This is a genomic window from Psychrobacter sp. 1Y4 (genome assembly GCF_051847555.1).
Map to the genome: position 1 here is coordinate 1 of NZ_JBPYDE010000267.1, position 901 is coordinate 901.

At 47.1% G+C, this 901-nt stretch carries 1 pseudogene; it reads right to left on the bottom strand.

Annotation, left to right across the window (positions count from 1 at the left end):
- A pseudogene (locus ACS8FC_RS15695) lies at nucleotides 1-901 on the bottom strand (FAD-dependent oxidoreductase); the annotation flags it as partial.

The following is a 901-nucleotide window of genomic DNA, read 5'->3' on the forward strand; positions in this document are numbered from 1 at the left end:
GGCTACGCGCTTGTAGCGGCGCTTTGTCCCAGCCATCCTCGATATAGTGTACGTATTGCTGTGGTAGTTTGGGCTGAGCGCTGTCTGTGCTAGATGCGACCAGACCGTCATCAAATAAAGTAATGGCTTTACTCATGCCATGTATCTGAAAATACCCACCCGGATAGGGGGTCAACTGTGCCATGCCTTCGGGCGTACCTCGCTGACCGTAGACGATAATCTCTGGAATCTGCCCGCCTGCATCGCCCCAATAGGTGACATAAGAGGATTTAAACTCGACCATGCGTGTGACTTCAACACCGACCATGTCATCGATGACACCAGTGCGAAAACCGCAAGCATTAACCAAATAATCGACTTCGATAGATTCAGCTTGAGAGTCGTTTGCTTGCTGATAGTCGATGCGCCATTTGGTGACATGGTGATCGGCATTGGTACAGTTTTCACAATCCACAGGGACTACTTTTTGCACTGTGGTGTCGGTAAAGACATGGGCATGGTCATATTCTTCAAGTGCCAATTGCGCAGAAGCCGCCAAGCGAAAGATATTCCAGCCGTATTCTTGTACGACAATCAGTGGAAATTTAACTTTATTTAAGTCTAAGTATTTGGCTACTGGTATCACCCATTCATCGACCGTACTTGGCACCGCAACTTGCTCACGCTCAGACAGCTCAAGCAACTGCTCATGACTATAAAGCTGATAGTAATCTTCAGGCTCGCCAAGTACTTTATTGTTGGCATCCTGCTCGATAAGCTCTTGATAAGCTTCTATCAAAATATCCAAACGCGGTAGCAAGTCTTCAGGCAGTCCTTCATCGCGTGTCGGCACCGCAAATACAGTAGGACGAACATCGATGGTATAAGGATAGAGACGTAATATATCAATACATTGCTTGAG